The sequence below is a fragment of the Agrobacterium sp. genome (assembly GCF_059499945.1).
In genome coordinates this window covers 26,261-47,257 of record NZ_JCABZP010000020.1, presented here as the reverse complement: position 1 = coordinate 47,257, position 20,997 = coordinate 26,261, and the positions used below count along the sequence as shown (strand labels likewise).

Genomic DNA, 20,997 nt, shown 5'->3' with positions numbered 1-20,997 from the left:
CGGGCCGGACAATCGCGCGTCGGGATTTTTCTGGCACGCGATCCGGCGTCGTTGCGTCAAGATGCGCGAACCATAACAGGCGGTTTCCGCTGCCGCAATATAACTTTCTCCAAAAACTCAAGTTTATATCGCTGCAGATTCAAACTGCATTGCCGCCGACTGATCAGCGGCGACCGGCCCAGCTTTCGACCTCGTCCAACGTGTGCAAGGCGCTCGGAATGGAAGGCGTCGTGACCCTGGTGGAATCGAGGAAGACGATCCTTTTCTCGCGCGCCGGTTTTACGAAACGCTCCCAGCCGGGAATGATCTTTTCAAGTGCAGCGCGCGTTCCCGCCTCGCCGCGGACGGGGCTGGTATAGCTGTTCATCACGACAAGCAGATCGGGATTGAGCTTGCCGAAGGCATCGGCGCTGAGCGGCATCACCAGGGTCGAGCCCATTCCGCCCGAAGAGGCGGCGCTGTCGATTTTCAGCCGGGCATACCCCAGATCCTCCAGCGCCTGCACCGCGCCGGACATGTCGCCCACCGCATTGATCTGGTCGGTCAGCAGGATCGCCAGATAGGTCTTGCCTTTCGCCTCTTCGCCCAGTGCCTTTTTGACCATGGCAAGCCTGGTGTCATAGGTCTTACGGCGCTCGGCGTAGACGTCGCTTCGCCCGACCAGACCGGCAAGGTCCTCCTCCACGCTGAAGCCATAGGCTTTGCCGGCGCTTGCCTTTTGCAGATAGACGGGTGCGACGGTGGAAAGCTGCGCGGCCTTGCCGCTATCCATTTCGGTGGCAACGATCAGGTCCGGTTGCAGCGCCCGCAGCTTCTCGAGATCGATCTGGCCGACAGCGCCAAACCCCTTGGGTTTTGTGCGGCCCTCGCCGAGAACCGTATCGATGAAATCGACGGCGGTTGCGAATTTGCCGTCGCTGTTGCGGCCATAGGCGCCAACCACATTGGCGTCGAGATCCATCAGCGGCACTCCCAAGAGCGGCTCGTGCATGACGACGATGCGCTGTGGCTTTTCCGGAACGGAGACGGTGCGGCCGGCGGCATCGGTCACGTTTCGCTCAGCGGCGAGGCTGGTTCCGGCGGCCAGAAGGGCGGCGATGAGGATGGCAATTCGCATGGCATTCCCTTTATTGATTTTTTCAGTGGCTGTTGTTTCTGCGAAGCGCCTGCAGGCGCAGCGTGAGGATGAAAAGCGGCACGCCGATCAGAGTCAGCGCAAGGCCGATCGGCATCGGCGTATCGGCCACCAGCCCGCGCGACAGCGTATCGGCGGTTACCACCAATATGCCGCCGGTGAGACCCGAGAGGAAAAGCCTGGCGCGGCCGACGGCTGGCGAAACGAAGGTGGCGAGATGTGGGGCGATGACGCCGAGAAAGGTCAGGGGGCCAACAGCGGTAACGGAAGCGGCGCTGAGGATGACCGCAAAAACAATGACGAGCGGGCGCGAGCGCTTGACCGTTTCACCCAGCGCCATGGCCATCTCATTGCCCAGATCGAAAACCGCAAGCGCCCGGCCGATGAGAAAAATACCCAAAAGGCTTGCGCCGAAGAGGGGTGCGAAAACGAAGATGGTTGGCCAGCTTGCCTGAAACAGCGAACCGGCCATCCAGTCGGCCAGCGAGAGCGAGGTTTCGGCGGGCGTGTAGAGCAGAAGCACTGATGAGACGGAGGAAAGCGCCGATTCGATTGCGATCCCCATCAGCAATATGGCAAGGCCGCTCGAGCGTTCGCGTCCGACAAGCGCGATCAGGAGGAAGGCGACGGCAAGGCCACCACCGACAGCCGCAAGCGCCACCAGCGTCTTGGGTGCGGCCGGCACCAGCACCAGAAGCAGCATGATGGTGGTCATCGACCCCTGGCTCAGACCGAACAGGCCGGGATCTGCCAGTGGATTGCGGGCGACGGATTGCAGCATCGCGCCTGCCAGCGCCACACTCCAGCCGGCCATGAAACCGAGGAGGATGCGCGGCAGCCGCACCGTCCACAGCGCATAGGCCTGATCGTCGCTGAGATGCCCGCCGGCAAGGCCGCGCAGCAGCTCGATAAGGCCGGTTTCGGTATTGCCGAGGCTGGCGGAAATGGCAGCCAGCGCCAGCGCCAGCGCAATCAAGGCAAGGCCGGCTTTCAGATTGCCGATGCCGATCTGCAGGCCGCTCGGCAGCCGCAGCACAGCTTTGCCGTCGGTGGCGAAATGCCGTTTCATGAAAGCCCCCTTGCCGAAGGCGAAAGATAGAAGCGCTTGACGATGACGATGAAGACGAGGCCGCCGAGCAGGTCCATGAAAAGCCCGGTATTGACCACATAGGGTGCAAACAGGGTTTGCGCACCAAGATCGGCCAGCACGCAGAGGCCTGCCCCGACAAGGGCGGAAGCCGGCAAGGCGAGCGTGAAATTCACACCCACCAGCGGCCGGATCATATGCGGCACGATGAGGCCGACGAAACCGATCGGGCCGCAGATCGCCACGGCCGAACCCGAGGCCAGCATGGTGGCAAAAAGCGCGATCCGGGAAATGCGAGTGACATTCACACCGGCGGAAGCGGCCTTTTCCGCGCCCAGCAGAACAAGCGTCAGCGGCCGGGCGACCGCCCACAATATCACCAGCGCAATCGCGCCGATCCACCAGAAATCGAACAGGCGCTCAGCATAGACATGGTTGATATTGCCGCCCACCCAGCTCAGGAATTCGGCGCGGCGCGTGGGGTTGGAGAGAAGCAGGGCATTGGTCACGCCGATCAGCAGCATCGAAACCAGCGCACCGGCAAGAATGAGCGACAGGCCGCGCGGATCGTTTGATCGTCCGGCGAGGCGCGCGACAAAAAAGCAGGCGGCAAAGCCGAAACCGGCGCCCGCAAGCGCCGCAAGCCCCTGCACCTCGGGAGAGAAATCGAACACCAGTGCGCCGGCGATCACAAAAAGCGTCGCCCCGGTATTCAGCCCCAGCGTTGCGGGCGAGGCGAGGGGATTGCGGACAAGCCCCTGCAGCACGCAGCCGCTGACGGCCGTGGTGGCGCCGACATAGATGGCAATCAGCGAGCGTGGGATTTGCTGATAGAGAAGCACCGACTGCTGATAGGTGTCGGCCTCGCCACGCCAGAGCGTCGCCGCGATTTCGGCAAGCGGCATTTCGGCAGCCATCACCACCAGATCGAAGATGAGGATGGCGGCCAGCAGCAGCGCGGCGGCGAAAATCAGCGTTATTTTAGAGGTCATGCCGGAATGGCCTGTTCCTGCCGGTCGAGGCGAGGCACGCAGATGAGCCGTCCCTGACGGGAGAAGATATCGGCTTCGAGATCGAAGACCTCGGCGACATTGGCTGATGTGACCGTACTCGTCACCGGGCCGGACGCCAGAACCCGCCCGGCCTTCAGCATGATGACATCATCGGCGAAAGTGGAGGCGAGGTTGAGATCGTGCAGCACGACGATAACCGTCTTACCGTGCCTGTCGGTCAGTTCGCGCACGAGGCCGAGAACGGCATATTGATATTTCATATCGAGATGGTTGACCGGCTCGTCCATCAGGATGACGTCCGTATCCTGCGCCAGCACCATGGCGATGAAGGCGCGCTGGCGCTGGCCGCCGGACAGCGTGTTGACCTGTGCTTTCGCCTTGTCTTCCAGCCCGACGGTCTTCAGCGCCTCGGCAAAAAGCGCCCGGTCGCGTTCGGTCGGGCCGCCTGCAAGACCGTAACGGGCGTAACCGGCAAGCTCGATCAGCTCGCCAAGCGTCATATAGTCAGGGCAATGGCATTCCTGCGGCAGATAGGCGATGCGGCGGGCGAGGTCCCGGCGTCCGATCTCGCCGATCAAACGCTCGCCCAGGCTTATCCTGCCTGATGACAAAGGCAGGAAACCCATGATGGTCTTCAACAGCGTCGACTTGCCGCAGCCATTGGGGCCGACCAGCGCGGTAACGCGGCCGGCTTGGAAGCGGGCGGACAGTCCTCTCAAGACGGGAACATGGCCATAACTGGCATGAAGGTCCGTGGCGTCAAGCACCGGATACAACTCCTGTTATTCATGCGGCCATGCGTCGAGACGCCGCACGGCCGTTATAACTATTTGAATTTAAACATCGAACTAGCAGAAAACGTGTTTCTTTCCGGCAAGGGCGATGGTGTGGTCTTGAAGCGACACTAAACTATAGTAAAACTCTCCACAAATCGAAATTTGCCGATTCAGGGCGTGAATTTCTTACCGGTTATTTCAGTCGAGGTGCATCATGTCAGTCGCGACCAAGCTTCATGTCGGCATGTCGCTGGCCCCAACCTGGCTCAGCGGCGAGGCGTGGCGGCGTGCCGACAGCGGTATAAACGGGGTGTTTTCCAGCGATTATTTCGTCGATCTGGCGCAGCGTGCGGAGGCCGCGCATGTGGATTTCGTGTTCCGGCCGGATACGCTTTTCCTGCGCACCGAGGGGCTGGAAACCGGCGGCGGATTTGCCAGCATGGACCCAACCATGCTTCTTTCCGCCATCGCCCGGGAAACCAGCCATGTCGGCCTGTTATCCACCGTATCGACCACGTTTCTGCCGCCCTATGTGGTCGCCCGCCAGATACAGTCGCTGAACTGGCTGAGCAACGGCAGGGCGGGGTGGAACATCGTTACGGCGCTGGAGGGGCACGAAAATTTCGGCCTGAGAGAGATGCCTTCACCGCAGGAGCGCTATGAGCGCGCCGCCGAATTCACGCAGGTCGTACAGCAGCTCTGGGCGAGTTTTCCAAACGAAGCTCTTAAACTCGACGGGGAAAGCGGGCGGTTCGCCGATTCCTCGCTGGTGCATCCGGTCGCGCATGAGGGCAGGCATTTCAGTGTCAAAGGCCCGCTCAACCTGCCGGCCCATGCCAGCCGTATTCCGCTGGTGCAGGCGGGCGCTTCGCCCGAAGGCCGTGATTTCGCCTCGTCGGTGGCGGACGCCGTCTTTGCCTCCACACCGGATATGCAGGCGGCCATAGAGCTCAGGGCGGATTTGCGGCGGCGTGCCGAGGGCCACGGCCGCAACGCCGACGGCGTGAAGCTGATGCCGGGCCTTAGCCTTTATCTCGCGGACACCGGCAAGGAGGCGCTGGAACTCTTCGCGGAGACCCATGCGCGCGCCAACCGCACCCGCGCCTTTGCCTCCATTCGCGATATGACCGGCCTCGATCTTTCGGACTGGCCATTGCAGCGGGTTGTCACCATGTCCGATCTGCCGCCACCGCCGGAGACACCGAGAAGCCGTACCCACGCCAACCTCCTGCGCCGGCTGATCGAGCGGGAGACGCTGAGCGTCGCGGATTTGCTGCGGCGTCCGGAGGTGATGGGTTCCGGCCATTGGCAGATCATCGGCACTGTCGAGGATGCCGTCGAGACCATCCGCGAATGGGCGGTGGCCGGGGCCATCGACGGTTTTGTCGCAGTGCCCGGCGGTTCGGTGGCGTCGATGCGGCTGGTGCTGGAACGGCTGTTGCCGAAACTCGCCGATGCCGGGCTGTTCCGCACGGCCTATTCCGGCCGCACCTTCGCGGAACATCTGGCCGAATAGGCCTATGCGCCGCCAGATTCGGCCGTCGCCTGTCTGGCCGCCTCGATCAGTCTGGAAAAATGCTGTTCGGCCTCGGCGTTGGCTACAAAGGATACGGTGGTGACGACGCAACAGAGCTCGCCCTGGGCATCGAAAACCGGAGCCGCCTTGCCCGTCAGGGCGGAAAACAGATGTTCATTGAGTTCCGCGCCACCCGCCTCGCGAATGGTTTCCAGAACTCTGGCATCGGGGCAGGAGCCACGAAAGGCGGCCGGTTGCAGCTTGCGCACCGCGGCTATCCTCTCCGGCGGCAGGTAAGACTGGAAGACCAGCCCGCAGGCGCTGTTGTCCAGCGGCAGAACATCGCCGAGCGCCACAGTGCTGATGGAAAAGCTGGCGCTTCTCGCCCATCGCACCACGGTCGGGCCGCGTTCAGTCCAGATCGCCACGCCGCAACTGGCGCCGATTTGCGCGGCGAGCGCTTTCATCTGGCGGCCGGCTGTTTCGACCGGATTGATTCGCCGGAGCGCACTGATGCCGATCCCCAGCGCCGCCGGTCCAAGATCGTAACTGCCGCTTCCGGGATCCTGCGTCACCAGTCCCTCCCGCACCAGGCTCTGCATATAACGATGGGCGGTGGAACGGCCGGTGCCGGCGCGTTTGGCCAGTTCGCCAAGCGCAAGCGCCGTATCCGATCTGGCGAGAAGGTTGAGAAAACGCGCCGCGATCGATACGGATTGAATAAGCGCCGAGCGCTTTTCGCCCTCGTTTTCGGGCGCTTCGTCCGCTTCGTCCGCTTCGTCATCCATGGCGTTCAAGCTTGTTCCCCCGTGTATCGAGAAATGCCTAACTCATCCGGGTGAAAATCGGAATCGATTTCTGCGGACTTTTCAGCCGCTTTCGTTCGCAACGCCGTGATTGCCGACGAGGCGCTGATTAAACTTTGTTGTAAATATGGCACATCCCGTTACGGAAGCCTTTTTGTCCGCAATACAGAACGCATTCTCTATTGCGAAACGGATAACGCTTCCGTTACTTGAATATGACTTTAATACTCATGTTTTTTAGGGGTGTGTGATGGGGTTTAGCTCTAGCGGTCGTTTGATGAGCGGGGTCAGCGCTCTGACGCTGGCGACGATGTTTGTGACGCCGGTTCTCGGTCAGGATCAGCAGGCTGAGGCGGCGGTCACGACCGTGTTGAAACCGATCGTCGTGACCGGTGAAAAAGTGGCGCGCGACATGAAGAACACGGCTTCGTCCGTTTCGGTCAAAACCGCCGAGGAAATCAGGAAGGAAAAGACCGGCGACCCGACCGTGTCGGAAGCGATCAAGGATATCCCGAACATCGTTTATACCGATAATGTCAGCGCTCCCATCATCCGCGGACAGGATACACAGGGACCGAATACCGGCTCCATCGCCTTCTTCACCGGCACGGTGCCGCGCGCCACGATCAATGTCGACGGCCATTATCTCGGTTATAACGAGTTCATCTATGGCGCGAGTTCCATCTGGGATGTCGACAGCATCGAGGTCTTCCGCGGCCCGCAGACCACCTCGCAGGGCGCCAACGCCATCGCCGGCGCGATCCTCGTCAACACCAAGGACCCGACCTTTACGCCTGAGGCTTCCTATCAGGCCGAAATCGGCAATTATCACCAGAAGCGGGCGTCATTTGCCTTTTCCGGACCGTTGATCGAGGACGAGCTGGCGGCGCGCATGGCGATCGATTATTCCGGCCGCGATACCTTCATCGACTATATCAATTCCGCATTTGCCCATGACGGCACCGATCAGGATTTCAAGGAATTCAACGGCCGCTTCAAGCTGCTGTGGGAGCCGTCGGAAATCCCCGGCCTTTCGACGAAGCTGACCTATTCCTATAACGCTTCGAACCGGCCAAGCCAGGAGGCGGCGTCGCGTCCCTTCGAGGATCTCAACCACATCACCACCACGATGCCGAATTTCAGGCAGTACACCAATACCGGCATTCTCGATATCAATTACGATTTCGAGAACGGCGTGAAACTGTTCAACCAGACGCAGTTTTCCGCCTCCACCGCCAAACGCCGGGTTGGTATTGCAAATAACGGCGATGCGGATGTCGATCTCAAGAACACCTCGCACGAAACGCGCGTCACCTTTGGCGATCAAGAGGATGTGCTGAGCGGTGTCGCGGGCATTTATTACGCGCATACGAAAGCCGACGAGGTGCTTTATCTGCGCGGAACATCGCGCTTCAACGACACCAAAGATAATCTCGGCCTCTTCAGCGAGTTGAGCTATCGCCTGACCGACCAGTGGACCCTGACGGGCGGCCTGCGCTACCAGCAGGACCAGATCCAGCGCGCCGGTTACCGGACGCTGAGCGCCACCAGCAGAAGCTCGGTCAATTACGACGAAACCTTCTCGGAAATCCTGCCCAAGGCGTCGCTGGCCTATGCCATCAATGACGACTGGACGGTCGGCGGCCTCGTCAGCCGTGGTTATAATCCCGGCGGCGTCGCATTCGACCTGACCACCAGCAAATGGCGGAGCTTCGACAAGGAAACAATCTGGAACTACGAGCTCTTCACCCGCGCCAGCCTGCTGGACGATACGCTGACGGTGAACGGCAACCTGTTCTACATGGACATGAAGAACGCCCAGTTTAACGTGCCGGTCGTCGTCTCCACGGGTATCAGCGAATCCTACACCGTCAATGCCGAAGAGGCTCATGCTTACGGTCTGGAAATCGGGGCTGATTACCGGGTTCTCGACAATCTGACGCTGAAGGCCAGCGCCGGTCTGCTGAAGACGAAAATCGACGAGATTTCCAGCAACGCCGCCTATGTCGGCAAGGAATTCGCCAAGTCGCCGGGTTACAGCTTCACCATCGGCGCAAGCTGGGATGTGACGGACAAGTTCACCGTTTCAGGCCAGGTGCGCCATCTCGACGGTTATTATTCCGACACGGATAACAAGGCCGTTTATGCGATCGATCCCTATACGATCGCGGATGTGCGGGCGAGCTACAAGTTCCAGGACGAGCTTGAATTCTACGCCTACGTCAAGAACGTCTTCGATGAGCGCGCCCCGACGCTGATGAAGGAAAACCGCGGCATCGGCGGCATCGAGGCCAGCATGACCGAACCGCGCATGTTCGGCATCGGCGTGCGCGGCACGTTCTGAGCCTACGAGCGAGCTCGAAAAACAAAAGGCCTTCGAAGCGATCTTCGAAGGCCTTTTTTAATGGAAACGATGCGGGGAAAGCCTCAGAAAAACGCCTGAATGCCCGTCTGCGCCCGGCCGAGGATCAGCGCGTGAACATCATGCGTGCCCTCATAGGTATTGACCGTCTCGAGGTTCTGCGCGTGGCGCATGACGTGATATTCGATCTGGATGCCGTTGCCGCCATGCATGTCGCGGGCCTGGCGGGCGATATCCAGCGCCTTGCCGCAATTGTTGCGCTTGATGATGGAGATCATTTCCGGCGCCATCCTGTGCTCGTCCATCAGCCGGCCGACGCGCAGCGATGCCTGAAGGCCAAGCGCGATTTCGGTCTGCATGTCGGCGAGCTTCTTCTGGTAAAGCTGCATGCCGGCGAGCGGCTTGCCGAACTGCTTGCGGTCGAGACCATATTGCAGGGCGCGGAACCAGCAATCTTCGGCAGCGCCCATCACACCCCAGGAAATGCCGTAGCGGGCGCGGTTGAGGCAGCCGAATGGGCCTTTCAGGCCGGAAACATTGGGCAACAGCGCGTCTTCGCCGACTTCCACGCCATCCATGACGATTTCGCCCGTAATGGAGGCGCGCAGCGAAAGCTTGCCGCCGATTTTCGGGGCTGAGAGGCCCTTCATGCCCTTTTCCAGCACGAAACCGCGGATCTGGTTGTCATGGGCTTCCGATTTCGCCCAGACGACGAAGACATCGGCGATCGGCGCGTTGGAAATCCACATCTTCGAACCGCGCAGACGATAACCGCCGGCGATCTTTTCAGCACGGGTCTTCATGCCGCCGGGATCGGAGCCGGCATCCGGCTCGGTCAGGCCGAAACAGCCGATCAATTCGCCGGAGACGAGGCCGGGCAGATATTTCTTCTTCTGCTCGTCCGAGCCATAGGCGAAGATCGGGTGGATCACGAGCGAGGATTGCACGCTCATCATCGAGCGGTAACCGCTGTCGATCCGCTCGACCTCGCGGGCGACGAGACCATAGGCGACGTAGCTGGCATTGGCCGCACCATATTCTTCCGGAAGCGTGATGCCGAGAAGGCCGGTCCGGCCCATCAGGCGGAAGAGTTCCGGTTCGGTGGTTTCGGAGAGATAGGCCTCGGATACACGCGGCAAAAGTTCCGACTTGCCGAAGGCGGCGGCGGCGTCGCGGATCATCCGCTCGTCGTCTGTCAGTTGGTCTTCGAGCAGGAAAGGGTCCTGCCAAATGAATGCTGCGTGTTCGCTCACTTTATGCCTCCGGATTTGCTGGCCGGATTATTCGTATCGAAGCCCGCCCGCACAAGCCATGTTTACTCATTTTTGCATTACATATAGTAATGGCTCATGACGTCTCTCAGCCGCAAACTCCTGCCGTCCACCAGTGCGCTTGCCGCCTTTGATTCCGTTGCCCGGCTCGGCAGCTTTTCCGCTGCCGCGGAGGAGCTCGCCCTGACGCAAGGGGCGATCAGCCGGCAGGTTATGTCACTGGAAGAACAGCTTGGCGTGCGCCTGTTTGAACGCGGTGCGCGCGGCGTGGCGTTGACGACCGAGGGGCGCGCTTATGCGAAATCGATTGCCTCCGCCCTCGGTGAGATACGGTCCGCGTCGCTGCAGATCATGACCAAAACGCATGGCAATACGCTGAACCTCGCCATGCTGCCCACCTTCGGCACCCGTTGGCTTCTGCCGCGTATCCCGGATTTCGTGGCGAACCACCCGGAAATCACCATCAATTTCGCCACCCGCATCGGCCAGTTCGACTTCGAGCGCGAGCAGCTGGATATGGCGATCCATATCGGCCAGGCCGATTGGCCTGGGGCAGAGAGCACGTTTCTGATGCATGAGATGGTCGCCCCGGTGTGCAGTCCGCAATTTCTCAGTGCTCATCCCGTGGAAAAGGGAGAGGACATCGCCGCCCTGCCGTTGCTGCACATGGCCTCGCGGCCGGGCGCGTGGGGCCACTGGTTCGAAAGCCTCGGCCTGTCGCTTGCCTTGCCGCAAGGCATGCGCTTCGAGCAGTTTTCCAGCGTGGCGCAGGCCTGTATCGCCGGCCTCGGCGTGGCGTTAATGCCGCTTTTCCTGATCGATAACGAGTTGAAGTCTCGGCAACTGGTGAAAGCCTTCGATCATCAGGCCAAAAGTCCAAGCTCTTATTATGCGGTAGCGCCGCTTTCGCGCGCCAATCACGTTCCGGTCGTGCTGTTTCGTGACTGGCTGGTGCGGCAGGTGGAGGCCTATCGTGCGGCGAGCATGACAGTCTCATAAAAATAATCGCACTTTTTTCGGGCATTTAGACTTTATGCCCAGGTTTTCGCCGTGTTTTGCCGTCTTGCGGACTCGACAGGAGAGCTTAGCTGGACTATCGTGATTAAACGTTTAATCAGCCCTTCCGGACCATCATGGCGTCTTCACGGCCTGCCACCAATCTGAGCGCGATAGCAGCGGCACTCGGCGTGTCGGTTGCAACCGTGTCCAATGCGCTGTCGGGCAAGGGTCGCGTTTCGCCTGAGCTGGTGGAGCGTATCCGCAAGACGGCAAGCGAACTGGGCTACGTGCCGAGTTCGGCGGGCAGGGCGCTGCGCACCGGCAGATCAGGCGTTCTGGGGCTGGTTCTGCCTGACATCGCCAATCCGCTTTTCCCACAGATCGCGCAGGCCATCGAAAAGGCGGCGGTCTCTGCCGGTTACGGTGTGCTGATTGCCGATGCGCGCGGCGAGATCGCCATGCAGACGGATGCCATCAACCGGCTGATCGAGCGCGGTGTGGATGGCATGGTGGTCGTTCCCCGCCGCGGCACGCGCATTGCCGATGTCGATTGCCCTGTTGCGGTCATCGACAGCCCCTCTACACCCGGAAACACTGTTGCCGCCGACCATTGGGATGGCGGCCGGCAGGTTGGCGAATATCTGGCGGGGCTTGGCCATCGCAAGGTGGTGCTGGTGGGCAAAAACCGGGATTCCAATGTGCAGAACGACCGTCTTGGCGGTATTCGCGATGGTCTTGGCAAGGCATGCGTGACGCAGACGCTCTGGGTGGACGCTATTGAACAGGCGGACGGCGCGGGTTGCCGGCTTGGTCTTGCCGACAGGGTTTCCGAAGGTTTCACCGCCTTTGCCGCCGTATCCGATCTGCATGCGCTGCGCGCGCTCACCGAATTGCAGCGTGAGGGCATCGAGGTGCCGGAAGAGGCGAGCGTCACCGGTTTCGACGATCTCATCTTTTCCGCCGTGGTCACCCCGCCCTTGACGACCATGCGCATGGATATGGGCCGCATAGCCGATTTGGCCGTCGGCGCGCTGCTGCGCGCAATCGACGGTGCGGGTGAAAACGGCGTCGCTGTCGATGTGACGGCGGACATCTCGAAAGTACCGATGGCGCTGATCATGCGCGGTTCCACCGGCAAGGCAAAGCATGATGCGATTGAAGCCAAAAAAACGACAGCAGGAGAACTCACACCATGAAAAAGATCATTCTTGCATCGGGCGCCGCCCTGATGCTGACGATGGGCGGAGCGCAGGCGCAGGACAAGACGCTGACGATCTCGGTCTACGCCTTCGCGCAGGACGAATTCAAGGAACTGGTCTATGCGCCGTTCGAAAAGCAGTGTGGCTGCAAGCTGGTCGTTGAGACCGGCAACAGCGTCGAGCGTCTGGCCAAGATGGAGGCCAACAAGGCCAATCCGGTGGTCGATCTCGCCATTGTTTCCATGGCGGATGCGCTTTCCGCCACCCGCAAGGACCTGATCCAGAAGATCGATGCCGCCAAGGTGCCGAATATCGGCAAGCTCTATGACATCGCCAAGGATCCGAATGGCGACGGCATGAGCGTCGGCGTCAATTTCTACGCCACGTCAATCGTTTACCGCACAGACAAGATGAAGATCGATAGCTGGGCCGATCTTTTGAAGGACGGTATCGTTGACCACGTCGCTTTCCCGAATGTCACCACCAATCAGGGCCCGCCGGCGCTTTACATGCTGGGCAAGGCCATCGGCAAGGACACGCCTGATCTCTCCGGCGCTATCGAAGCCGTGGGCGAAAAGAAGGACGATATCGTCACGTTCTACGTGAAATCGTCGCAGCTGGTGCAGCTCATGCAGCAGGAAGAAATCTGGGCCGCCCCCATCGGCCGCTTCTCCTGGGCGCCCTTTACCAAGCTCGATCTGCCGCTTGCCTGGGCAACCCCCAAGGAAGGCCAGACCGGCGGCATGAACGTGCTCGTGGTGCCGAAGGGCACGAAGAACGAAGATCTGGCGCTGCAGTTCATGGATTTCTGGCTCTCGACCGACGTTCAGAAGGCGCTGGCCGAAAAGCTCGTGGACAGCCCGACCAACAAGGAAGTCAAGGTGTCCGACGAGGTGGCGAACAACATCACCTATGGCGACGAAACCGCAAAAAGCCTGCAGCTCATTCCTTCCGCCGTGACGCTCGACAACCGTGACAAGTGGCTGTCGGAGTGGAACGCCAAGGTCGGTCAGTAAGTCCTTATCAAGGTTTGGAATGGGGCATTTAAAACGTCCGAAAGGGCGGCTCCATTCCCGGAAAAGCGGTTTGGTCGTCCCCTGACCGCTTTTCCACCTCTCAATTCCGCAAGCTGGCCCTGGCCGCTTGCAGTAACAATCGGCCGCAGGCCGTTCAGGGAATAAAGCGATGTTTCAGAACCGGGCCGAAGCGCTGGCGCTTGCATTGCCCGCCGCAATTTTCGCGGCGGCGGTCTTTCTTGTGCCGGTCTTCATGCTTCTGTCGGAGGGCTTTCACACCACTGACGGCTGGACATTGTCCGCTTACGCCGATTTCTTCTCCGATCCGCTGAACAGGGCGGTTTTCCTGCGCACCCTGAAGCTTGGCGCACTCGTCACCATCGTATCTGCGGTGGTGGGTTATGCGGCGGCTTTCGCCATCGTCAATCTGTCGCCGGGCGCGAAAGGACATGTCATCAATCTGGTTGTCTTGCCGCTGATGATCTCGCCGGTTGCCCGCACCTATGCCTGGATCGTCATTCTCGGCAGAACCGGCATCGTCAACCAGGCGCTTCAGGCTGTAGGACTGAGCGATGCGCCGATCCGTATACTGTTTTCCGAAACGGCTGTTTTCATCGGCCTTCTGCAATTGTTCCTGCCATTGATGATCATTTCCCTCATCAGTGCGCTGGAGAATATGCCCAAGGATACGATCGCAGCCGCCCGCGTTCTCGGCGCAAACTGGCTGCAGGTGTTCTGGAAGGTCATCCTGCCGCTCACCAAGGAGGGGCTTGTTGTCGGCGGCACGCTGGTCTTCACCGGTTCGCTCACGGCCTATATCACGCCGGCCATTCTCGGCGGCTCCAAGGTGCTGATGCTGGAAACCCTGCTCTACCAGCAGGTGACGGTCTCCAACAATTTCGTCGCCGCCAGCGTCATCGCCTTCATCCTGATCGTCATGAGCTTTGCCGCCAATATCCTGCTGAAGCGCATCGCCACCGCAAGGAACAAGAAATGACCCGGCAGCTCTTCATTCCGCTCACGCTCCTGCTCGTTGTCGGCTTCCTGATCGGGCCGTTCCTCATCATCGTTGCGGCCTCGTTTTCGGCCGGCGACACGCTCGCCTTTCCGCCGCAGGGCTTTTCACTGAAATGGATCGCGAAGGTCTTCACCGTCGAAAGTTTCCGTGAAAGCTTCGCGATGTCGATGTTCCTCGCCATTGGCGGCACATTCACGGCGCTCGTCCTCGGTATTCCCGCTTCCTACGCCATGTCGCGCTACAAGCTGCCCTTTGCGGAAACCGTGCGCACGATCGTTTCGGCGCCGATCATCGTGCCGGGTATCATTGTCGGTCTGGCGCTGCTGCGCTATTTCGTCGTGCCCTTCGGCATCGGCATCACGCTTGCCCTGTTTCTCGCGCACACGGCGCTCATCCTGCCCTATGCGGTACGGGTGGTTTCGGCCAGCCTCAACAATCTGCGTTCGGATATCGAGGAGGCGGCGGTGCTGCTCGGCTCGTCGCGGTTTGGCGCATTTTTCCGTGTAGTGCTGCCCAATATTCGCGGCGGCATCCTGTCGGCCTTCATCCTCGGTTTCGTGACGAGTTTCAATCAGGTGCCCGTGTCGCTGTTCCTGTCGGGTCCGGGCGTGCGCACGCTGCCAATCGACATGCTGGGCTACATGGAAATCGTCTTCGATCCGTCTGTCGCTGCACTCTCATCGCTGCTCGCCTTCCTTTCCATCGGCATCGTCTTCCTGGCCGAACGTTTTCTGGGGTTCTCCCGTTATGTCTGACGCAAATTACCTTTCGCTCCAAAAAGTCTCGCTCGCCTACGGCAACAGCATCGCCGTCAAGGATCTCGACCTCGATATCCGCAAGGGTGAACTTCTCGCGCTGCTCGGTCCTTCCGGCTGTGGCAAGACCACCACGATGCGCGCCATCGCCGGGCTGATGCCGGTGGCGGGCGGGCGCATCGATCTCGACGGCGCCGATATCACCCGCGTCGCCGCCAACAAGCGCGCCGTCGGGCTGGTGTTTCAGTCCTATGCGCTGTTTCCGCACCTGACGGTTTACGAAAACGTCGCCTTCGGCCTGAAACTCAAGGGCATGAACGGCAAGGCGCTTGATGACAAGGTCGCCTCCGGTCTGAAGTCCGTGGGATTGTCGAACTTCGCATCGCGCAAGCCGGCCGAGCTTTCCGGCGGCCAGCAGCAGCGCGTGGCGCTGGCGCGCTCCATGGTCATGGAGCCGAAGGTCCTGCTGCTCGACGAGCCGCTCTCCAACCTTGATGCGCGCCTCAGGCTTGAAATGCGCACCGAATTGCAGCGCGTGCAGAAGGAAACCGGTGTGACGATGATCTTCGTCACCCATGACCAGATCGAGGCGCTCGCACTGGCCGACCGTATTGTCGTCATGAAGGGCGGCAAGATTGAGCAGATCGGTACACCGGAAGAGATTTATAACGCACCGGTTTCGTCCTTCGTGGCAGACTTCGTCGGCTTTGAAAACATCTTCGCGCTGGAAGGCGGCGCGCTGAAAACCGCAAACGGCACAACACCGCTTCCCGGACCAGTCCCTTCAGCATCTGGACTGGCCTGGCGGCCGCGCATGGTAACCCTTGGTTCAGGTCCTTTCCAGGGAACCGTGCGCGGCACATCCTTTGCCGGCAACAGCCGCGAATATCTGCTTGATACGCCGCTCGGCCCCATCAAGGCGGAGACGGATGCCGCGCTGACCTCTCACGCTATCGGTGATATGCTTGCCTTCGACCTGCCGGTCGAAAAGGCGGCAAGCCTCAAGGTGTTCAACTGACCATGGGTGTGTGGATCGATACCGATATGGGCTTTGACGACATTGCCGCCATCATGGTCGTGCAATCGTCCGGCCTTGCCATCGACGGCATTTCGCTGGTCTTCGGCAATGCAACGCTGGAAGCGGTCTGCGGCAATGCCGCGGGTGCGGTTGCCACCTTCGGCTGGTCGATGCCGATCCATCAGGGCCGCGCCATGCCGGTCCTCGGCGCGCTTGAAACCGCCCAGTCGATCCTCGGCGATAGTGGCATCCCGACCATCGGCCAAAGCCTGCCGGATGCGCCGGCCTTGCCGAAAAGCGATGCCTTTGCCGCCCTATGCCGCTGGCTGGAGGGGGAAGGCGAGAAGCGCATTCTCGCGCTTGGGCCGCTCACCAATATTGCCGCGCTCTGCCTTGCCCGACCCGATCTTGCAGGCAGGATTTCCGACCTCACCTGGATGGGTGGCGGTGTGACGAGCGGCAACCATACGGCCTCGGCCGAATTCAACGCCTTTGCCGATCCGGAAGCGCTGGCCATCGTGCTTTCCCATGACCTGCCGCTGCGCATGGTCGATCTGGACGCCTGCCGCAAGGTCACCGCCTCGCCAGCCGATGTGCTGCCGATCCGAAATGCTGGCGGCAAAAACGCCGGGCTGATTGCCGATCTGCTGGAAGGCTTCATCGGCATCGCCACCAGCCGTGGCAGACCCGCCATGGCGCTTTACGATCCCGTTGCCGCTGTCGGCTTTTCTTTCGGCCTTCTCGGCTGGCGTCATGCGAGGATCGACGTTGAACTTCACGCGACGCTGACACGCGGGCGAACCGTGGTCGAGACGCGGGCTCAGAAAGCGCAAGTCTTCAACGCGCACTTCGCCGAAACGGTGGATGCCGAAGGTGCGAAGGCGGCTATTCTCGAGGCGCTGCGCCGGGAGGCCGCCCGATGAGTGCCTATTCACGGATACGCGAGCCGGCCGATCTCACCGAGGATGCACTCCGCGCCCGCGCCGTTGCCGCCGCACGCGGCGATGCGCCTTTTGATGTTCTCGTCACCGGCGGAACATTGGTGGATGTGGTGACGGGGGAGCTTCGTGCCGCCGATATCGGCATAGTCGGCGCGCTGATCGCCAGCGTACACGAACCGGCAAGCCGCAGCGATGCTGCGCAGATCATCGATGCGACGGGGGGCTATATCTCACCCGGCCTCATCGATACGCATATGCATATCGAAAGCTCGATGGTCACACCGGCCGCTTATGCGGCGGCGGTGGTGGCACGCGGCGTCACCACCATCGTCTGGGACCCGCATGAATTCGGCAATGTGCACGGTGTGGAAGGCGTGCGCTGGGCGGCGAAATCCATCGAAAACCTGCCGCTGCGCGCCATTCTGCTGGTGCCCTCCTGCGTGCCCTCGGCACCGGGACTGGAGCGTGGCGGTGCGGATTTCGACGCCGCCATTCTCGCCGATATCCTGTCATGGCCGCAGGTCGGCGGTGTTGCGGAAATCATGAATATGCGCGGCGTCATCGAGCGTGATCCGCGCATGAGCGGCATCGTACAGGCCGGGCTTGTTTCGGAAAAGCTGGTCTGCGGCCATGCGCGCGGCCTGAAAGGTGCCGATCTCAATGCCTTCATGGCGGCGGGCGTCTCTTCGGATCACGAGCTGGTCTCGGGTGAAGACCTGATGGCGAAACTGCGGGCGGGGTTGACCATCGAGCTGCGCGGCTCGCATGACCACCTGCTGCCGGAATTCGTGGAGGCGCTGAATGCGCTGGGCCATCTGCCGCAGACAGTGACGCTGTGCACCGACGACGTCTTCCCCGATGACCTGTTGCAGGGCGGCGGGCTGGATGATGTGGTGCGCCGCCTTGTGCGTTATGGCCTGAAGCCGGAATGGGCGCTGCGCGCCGCAACGCTCAATGCTGCCCAAAGGCTCGGCCGTACCGATCTCGGCCTCATCGCCGCCGGCCGCCGCGCCGATATCGTTGTCTTCCAGGATTTGAGCGGTTTTGCCGCTCGCCACGTCCTTGCCGGTGGCAGGGTGGTTGCGGAAGGCGGACATATGCTTGCCGAGGCTCCCGCCTGTGATGCGACGGCGCTCCAAGGTTCGATGAAGCTGCCGCTGCGCGCAGTCAATGATTTCCGGGTTGCTTCCGAAGGTGCGAAGGTGCGCCTCGCCACCATCGACCGCCCGCGTTTCACGCAATGGGGCGAAGCGGAGGCCGATGTGAAGGACGGTTTCGTCGTTCCGCCCGAAGGCAGGACGATGATTTCCGTCACCCATCGCCACGGCATGGCCGAACCTGTCACCAGAACCGGCTTCCTCACCGGCTGGGGAAACTGGAACGGCGCGTTCGCCACCACCGTCTCGCATGACAGCCACAACCTCACCGTTTTCGGCGGCAATGCCGAGGACATGGCACTCGCCGCCAATGCGGTGATAACGGCAGGCGGCGGCATGGCTGTCGCCTCCAAGGGCAAGGTGACCGCGCTTCTCCCGCTGCCGCTTTCCGGCCTCGTTTCCGATGCGCCGCTTGAAGACGTGGCAAAGGCTTTCGAGGAATTACGCGCCGCCGTCGGCAGGGTGGTGGAATGGCAGCCGCCCTATCTCGTCTTCAAGGCCTGCTTCGGCGCGACGCTCGCTTGCAATATCGGCCCGCACCAGACGGATATGGGCATTGCCGATGTGCTCACGGGCAAGGTGATGGAAAGCTCGGTGATTGCCGTTCTCGAATAGCGGCGGTTCGCATCTGCGGTCTGCGATTTATTCCACCTTGGGCCCGTCAGGCGTCTGTGTTTCACGCGCGGCAATGCGCGCTGCCATCACGAAATTCTTCACCACGGGCGATGTCGTGCCGCGCCGATAGGCGAGCGATATGGAAAGCTGTGGCGGCGGACCGCTGGAGGGCAGCAGGACGATGTTGTGCATTTTGACTTGTGCGACGGATTCCGGAACGAGGGAAACCCCGAGTTCGGCCGCGACCAGCGATAATATCGAGACGATTTGCGGTGCAGCCGGCCCGAGACGCGGCGTGAATCCAGCCTCCTCGCAGGCTTTTATCGATGCATCGTGAAGGCTGGTGCCGATGCTGCGTGGCGTCAGAATGAAAGGGTCGTCGCGCAGTTCCATCAGGTCTATGGCGGTTCCGCGCCGCGCGAGTGGATGGGATGCCGGCAGGGCGACCAGAAGCGGTTCGTCAGTGAGCACTTCCTCGAGCAACGTATCAGGGTCGGATTGTGAGGGGCGCAGCAGCGCCACGTCCAGCCGATCTTCAAGTAGGGCCGGCGTCAGTGCGAGAGCAGCTGCCTCCATCACCTGAAGTTCTACGTCAGGGTATTTGCGTCTGTAAGTGCGGATGCAGGCCGGAACCAGAGGGTTGAGCGCCGCCGTGCCGGTAACGCCTATTCTCAGGATACCGGTTTCACCGGCCGCCGCCCTGCGTGCAAGCCGGATACCTTCGCTCACCTGATGCGGAATATGGGCCACCGCGATGCGAAACGCATGACCCGCCGGCGTTAGTTCCGCGCCATGCGCGAGACGCCGGAATAGCCGCACGCCGATTTCCTGTTCCAGAACCTTTATCTGCTGGCTGAGCGGCGGCTGCGCGATTCCCAGATGTTCTGCCGCCCGCGTGAAGCTGCCTTCATTGGCGATGGCCAGAAAATAGCGGATGTGCCTGAGTTCCATGATATTAGATCCAGATATGACAGGAACGCTTTCCATATATTAGAATGAAAGACGGAGCTGCGCTATAGCTGGGAGCGAAAAGGACAAACCCGATGCGCCAGCTCAAAAAACAGGATTTCACCCCGCCGATCGTCATGACGGAGGAGCCGCCGGATGTGCTCTGGATCCGGCAGGGAAGCCGCCAGTTTCGCCGGGCGAGTTGGGCGCTCTTTCTGGCCGGCTTCGCCAGCTTTTCGCTGATTTATTGCGTGCAGCCGCTGCTGCCGGAATTTCCGGCGGAATTCGGCATAAACCCCGCAACCGCATCGCTCGCCCTGTCGCTGACGACGGGAACGCTGGCCTTCGCCATTCTTCTCAGCGGTGCTTTTGCCCAGCTCTTCACCCGCCGAAATCTGATGTTCGTTTCGATGATGCTGGCCGCTATCGCCAATATCATTGCAGCAAGCACGGAAGGTTGGGCATGGCTGCTTGCCGCCCGCGCGCTGGAAGGGTTCGTGCTCGGCGGCGTTCCCGCCGTCGCCATGGCTTATCTTGCCGAGGAGATCGAACCTTCCAGTCTCGGCAAGGCGATGGGGCTTTATGTCGGCGGCACGGCCTTCGGCTCCATGGCCGGGCGTGTCGGCATGGGGCTGGTGTCCGCCTATACGTCCTGGCAGGTCGCAATGTATGCGCTGGGGGCGGTCTGCATCCTTGCGGCCATCGGCTTCCTGCTGCTTCTTCCGCCCTCGCGGAATTTCCGGCCGCAGCACATGCCGCTGAAAAATCATCTGAGAATATGGGCGCAACATCTTGGAAATCCTGAACTTCGGCGGTTCTATTTCCTTGGCGCGATGCTGACGAGCGTGTTCACCACCGTTTTCAACTATTGCGCCTTTCGCCTCGTCGCGCCGCCTTACGAATTGGGTCGCACCGCCGTCAGCATGATCTTCCTGACCTTTGCCCTGGGTATCGTCGCTTCCTCCTATGGCGGTGCTCTGGTCGACCGGTTCAGCCGGCGGATCATGCTGGTGGTTGCCTTTTCCACCATCCTTGCCGGTATCCTGCTGACCTTCGCCTCAAGCATCATCCTCATCGTGGCGGGGATTGCGGCGATAACCGTCGGATTTTTCATTGGGCATTCGGCTGCCAGCAGTGGTGTGGGTGCCAATGCGGGAGGCGCCAAAAGCCATGCTTCCGCGCTTTATCTGCTGTTTTATTATTGCGGAGCGAGCATCACCGGCTGGATCGGTGGCTGGTTCTGGATCCATGCCGGCTGGCCCGGCATCATGGCGATCACCGCCGGCTGCGCGCTTGCCGGAATTTTCGCCAGCCTTGCCGGTCCGAGCGCGCGGCGCGTCTGAGCGGCCATCGCCGATGCATCCG

The 20,997-nt window shown here is 61.0% G+C and carries 18 protein-coding genes; 11 read left to right on the top strand and 7 right to left on the bottom strand.

Going from position 1 to position 20,997, the window contains the following annotated elements; all coding sequences use genetic code 11:
* Positions 1-163: 163 nt before the first annotated feature.
* Genes AC5I5B_RS23225 through AC5I5B_RS23210 form a run of 4 tightly spaced genes read right to left on the bottom strand, consistent with a single transcriptional unit; the run spans position 164 to position 4,011 of the window.
* The gene (locus AC5I5B_RS23225) at positions 164-1,117 is read right to left on the bottom strand and encodes an ABC transporter substrate-binding protein (protein ID WP_495752859.1); all 954 of its coding nucleotides are present in this window, start codon (positions 1,115-1,117) and stop codon (positions 164-166) included.
* Positions 1,118-1,139: 22 nt separating this feature from the next.
* Positions 1,140-2,204 (bottom strand): FecCD family ABC transporter permease, encoded by a 1,065-nt coding sequence (locus AC5I5B_RS23220; protein WP_495752858.1) that lies wholly within the window; start codon positions 2,202-2,204, stop codon positions 1,140-1,142.
* Entirely contained in the window at positions 2,201-3,214 is a 1,014-nt protein-coding gene (locus AC5I5B_RS23215) for a FecCD family ABC transporter permease (RefSeq protein WP_174054593.1), read from the bottom strand. The genes AC5I5B_RS23220 and AC5I5B_RS23215 overlap by 4 nt, the downstream gene beginning before the upstream one ends.
* Entirely contained in the window at positions 3,211-4,011 is an 801-nt protein-coding gene (locus tag AC5I5B_RS23210; RefSeq protein ID WP_174054594.1) for an ABC transporter ATP-binding protein, read from the bottom strand. The genes AC5I5B_RS23215 and AC5I5B_RS23210 overlap by 4 nt, the downstream gene beginning before the upstream one ends.
* Before the next feature lie 214 nt (positions 4,012-4,225).
* On the opposite strand from AC5I5B_RS23210, the gene AC5I5B_RS23205 reads away from it, so the two are divergent.
* Complete coding sequence (locus AC5I5B_RS23205; protein ID WP_174054595.1) at positions 4,226-5,527, top strand: NtaA/DmoA family FMN-dependent monooxygenase; 1,302 nt, start codon at positions 4,226-4,228, stop codon at positions 5,525-5,527.
* 2 nt (positions 5,528-5,529) lie between these two features.
* Here the strand turns inward: AC5I5B_RS23205 and AC5I5B_RS23200 are convergent, their stop codons facing one another.
* Positions 5,530-6,315, bottom strand: a complete 786-nt coding sequence (locus AC5I5B_RS23200) for an IclR family transcriptional regulator (RefSeq protein ID WP_174054608.1) — start codon at positions 6,313-6,315, stop codon at positions 5,530-5,532.
* 295 nt (positions 6,316-6,610) lie between these two features.
* On the opposite strand from AC5I5B_RS23200, the gene AC5I5B_RS23195 reads away from it, so the two are divergent.
* Complete coding sequence (locus tag AC5I5B_RS23195) at positions 6,611-8,677, top strand: TonB-dependent receptor (protein ID WP_174054596.1); 2,067 nt, start codon at positions 6,611-6,613, stop codon at positions 8,675-8,677.
* A gap of 83 nt (positions 8,678-8,760) precedes the next feature.
* Here the strand turns inward: AC5I5B_RS23195 and AC5I5B_RS23190 are convergent, their stop codons facing one another.
* Entirely contained in the window at positions 8,761-9,948 is a 1,188-nt protein-coding gene (locus tag AC5I5B_RS23190; RefSeq protein WP_114836104.1) for an acyl-CoA dehydrogenase, read from the bottom strand.
* Between the two features lie 96 nt (positions 9,949-10,044).
* Between AC5I5B_RS23190 and AC5I5B_RS23185 the strand changes: the two genes are divergently transcribed.
* The 8 genes from AC5I5B_RS23185 (at position 10,045) to AC5I5B_RS23150 (ending at position 18,684) form a co-directional block, all read left to right on the top strand.
* Positions 10,045-10,965: a LysR family transcriptional regulator gene (locus AC5I5B_RS23185; RefSeq protein WP_114836105.1), complete on the top strand. Its 921-nt coding sequence runs from the start codon at positions 10,045-10,047 to the stop codon at positions 10,963-10,965.
* A gap of 134 nt (positions 10,966-11,099) precedes the next feature.
* Positions 11,100-12,161: a LacI family DNA-binding transcriptional regulator gene (locus AC5I5B_RS23180; RefSeq protein ID WP_065695136.1), complete on the top strand. Its 1,062-nt coding sequence runs from the start codon at positions 11,100-11,102 to the stop codon at positions 12,159-12,161.
* A complete protein-coding gene (locus AC5I5B_RS23175; protein ID WP_111817868.1) occupies positions 12,158-13,180 on the top strand; it encodes an ABC transporter substrate-binding protein in 1,023 nt (340 codons plus the stop codon). Before AC5I5B_RS23180 ends, AC5I5B_RS23175 begins: the two co-directional genes overlap by 4 nt.
* A 169-nt stretch (positions 13,181-13,349) precedes the next feature.
* A complete protein-coding gene (locus AC5I5B_RS23170; protein ID WP_174054597.1) occupies positions 13,350-14,177 on the top strand; it encodes an ABC transporter permease in 828 nt (275 codons plus the stop codon).
* Entirely contained in the window at positions 14,174-14,953 is a 780-nt protein-coding gene (locus tag AC5I5B_RS23165; protein WP_003504740.1) for an ABC transporter permease, read from the top strand. The genes AC5I5B_RS23170 and AC5I5B_RS23165 overlap by 4 nt, the downstream gene beginning before the upstream one ends.
* Entirely contained in the window at positions 14,946-15,971 is a 1,026-nt protein-coding gene (locus AC5I5B_RS23160; protein WP_174054598.1) for an ABC transporter ATP-binding protein, read from the top strand. Before AC5I5B_RS23165 ends, AC5I5B_RS23160 begins: the two co-directional genes overlap by 8 nt.
* Before the next feature lie 2 nt (positions 15,972-15,973).
* Complete coding sequence (locus tag AC5I5B_RS23155) at positions 15,974-16,894, top strand: nucleoside hydrolase (protein ID WP_174054599.1); 921 nt, start codon at positions 15,974-15,976, stop codon at positions 16,892-16,894.
* The gene (locus AC5I5B_RS23150) at positions 16,891-18,684 is read left to right on the top strand and encodes an adenine deaminase (RefSeq protein ID WP_174054600.1); all 1,794 of its coding nucleotides are present in this window, start codon (positions 16,891-16,893) and stop codon (positions 18,682-18,684) included. Before AC5I5B_RS23155 ends, AC5I5B_RS23150 begins: the two co-directional genes overlap by 4 nt.
* 27 nt (positions 18,685-18,711) lie before the next feature.
* Here AC5I5B_RS23150 and AC5I5B_RS23145 read toward each other — a convergent pair whose 3' ends face one another.
* Positions 18,712-19,635 (bottom strand): LysR family transcriptional regulator, encoded by a 924-nt coding sequence (locus tag AC5I5B_RS23145; protein ID WP_003518105.1) that lies wholly within the window; start codon positions 19,633-19,635, stop codon positions 18,712-18,714.
* Positions 19,636-19,727: 92 nt separating this feature from the next.
* On the opposite strand from AC5I5B_RS23145, the gene AC5I5B_RS23140 reads away from it, so the two are divergent.
* A complete protein-coding gene (locus AC5I5B_RS23140; RefSeq protein ID WP_003518104.1) occupies positions 19,728-20,975 on the top strand; it encodes an MFS transporter in 1,248 nt (415 codons plus the stop codon).
* The last annotated feature ends 22 nt before the right edge of the window (positions 20,976-20,997 follow it).

Bases quoted from the DNA above. Each gene is read 5' to 3' on its own strand.
- AC5I5B_RS23225 (WP_495752859.1), bottom strand. From the start codon at position 1,117: ATGCGAATTGCCATCCTCATCGCCGCCCTTCTGGCCGCCGGAACCAGC.
- AC5I5B_RS23195 (WP_174054596.1), top strand. From the start codon at position 6,611: ATGAGCGGGGTCAGCGCTCTGACGCTGGCGACGATGTTTGTGACGCCG.
- AC5I5B_RS23140 (WP_003518104.1), top strand. From the start codon at position 19,728: ATGCGCCAGCTCAAAAAACAGGATTTCACCCCGCCGATCGTCATGACG.
- AC5I5B_RS23200 (WP_174054608.1), bottom strand. From the start codon at position 6,315: ATGGATGACGAAGCGGACGAAGCGGACGAAGCGCCCGAAAACGAGGGC.
- AC5I5B_RS23180 (WP_065695136.1), top strand. From the start codon at position 11,100: ATGGCGTCTTCACGGCCTGCCACCAATCTGAGCGCGATAGCAGCGGCA.
- AC5I5B_RS23215 (WP_174054593.1), bottom strand. From the start codon at position 3,214: ATGACCTCTAAAATAACGCTGATTTTCGCCGCCGCGCTGCTGCTGGCC.
- AC5I5B_RS23145 (WP_003518105.1), bottom strand. From the start codon at position 19,635: ATGGAACTCAGGCACATCCGCTATTTTCTGGCCATCGCCAATGAAGGC.
- AC5I5B_RS23160 (WP_174054598.1), top strand. From the start codon at position 14,946: ATGTCTGACGCAAATTACCTTTCGCTCCAAAAAGTCTCGCTCGCCTAC.
- AC5I5B_RS23150 (WP_174054600.1), top strand. From the start codon at position 16,891: ATGAGTGCCTATTCACGGATACGCGAGCCGGCCGATCTCACCGAGGAT.
- AC5I5B_RS23205 (WP_174054595.1), top strand. From the start codon at position 4,226: ATGTCAGTCGCGACCAAGCTTCATGTCGGCATGTCGCTGGCCCCAACC.
- AC5I5B_RS23165 (WP_003504740.1), top strand. From the start codon at position 14,174: ATGACCCGGCAGCTCTTCATTCCGCTCACGCTCCTGCTCGTTGTCGGC.
- AC5I5B_RS23170 (WP_174054597.1), top strand. From the start codon at position 13,350: ATGTTTCAGAACCGGGCCGAAGCGCTGGCGCTTGCATTGCCCGCCGCA.
- AC5I5B_RS23155 (WP_174054599.1), top strand. From the start codon at position 15,974: ATGGGTGTGTGGATCGATACCGATATGGGCTTTGACGACATTGCCGCC.
- AC5I5B_RS23220 (WP_495752858.1), bottom strand. From the start codon at position 2,204: ATGAAACGGCATTTCGCCACCGACGGCAAAGCTGTGCTGCGGCTGCCG.
- AC5I5B_RS23185 (WP_114836105.1), top strand. From the start codon at position 10,045: ATGACGTCTCTCAGCCGCAAACTCCTGCCGTCCACCAGTGCGCTTGCC.
- AC5I5B_RS23175 (WP_111817868.1), top strand. From the start codon at position 12,158: ATGAAAAAGATCATTCTTGCATCGGGCGCCGCCCTGATGCTGACGATG.